We start from the raw sequence: 607 nt of genomic DNA on the forward strand, positions 1-607 counted from the left end.
GATCCCCCCGCTTTTCCAGCACCTTGGCGCAAACATTGTCCTAATGCTGTTTAAAATGCGCCACAGCGGCTACAGATATGGCAAAATAGCGCCATTGCTTATCAACTAGACTCAGAAGATGAACAGGATCAAGAAACGCTTTGTGGCCGGTGCCAAATGCCCCAAATGTCAGGCTCAGGACAGCATAGTGCTGTTCAAGGAGAACGGCATAGAAACGGTCGAGTGTGTCGAGTGTGATTACCGCGAGCAGCAGACCGATGACAAGGTCAGTGACAAGGCGACCGGTGAAGTGATAGGCCTGTTCAAACCTGAATAATATTCTTTAAAACCCGCAGCGGATCCCGCTTTCTTTACCGGCCCTTCAATTGCCAAGGGTGGGGCTTTCCATTAATTTAAGGGTTTTGCTGTATTGAGGCGGTTTGCCCGCCTGTTGCCGCGAGTGCCGGTGCCTCTGGCCTTTTGGCGCTTGCTGTCTGCATAAGGATTTATATGCCAAGCTTGATTCGAATAGTGCTGATCGACACCCATCTGCCGGGCGTGGTGGAGCTGAAGCTCGATGGACATACCAATATCTGTGGTACCAACGCCTCGGGCAAGACCACGTTGC

Annotated in this window: 2 protein-coding genes; both read left to right on the top strand. The window is 51.7% G+C overall.

Translation table 11 applies throughout. The annotated features are described in order from the left end of the window. The first annotated feature begins 118 nt into the window (after positions 1 to 118). Positions 119 to 316 carry a YheV family putative zinc ribbon protein gene (locus IEX22_RS16305; RefSeq protein WP_039034984.1) on the top strand — a complete coding sequence of 66 codons (198 nt, stop codon included), beginning with the start codon at positions 119 to 121 and terminating at the stop codon, positions 314 to 316. Positions 317 to 489: 173 nt separating this feature from the next. After that, a partial coding sequence (locus IEX22_RS16310) for an ATP-binding protein (RefSeq protein ID WP_188669279.1) occupies positions 490 to 607 on the top strand: 118 nt, incomplete at its 3' end.

It is taken from the genome of Tersicoccus solisilvae (assembly GCF_014643255.1).
GTDB lineage: Bacteria > Actinomycetota > Actinomycetes > Actinomycetales > Micrococcaceae > Tersicoccus > Tersicoccus solisilvae.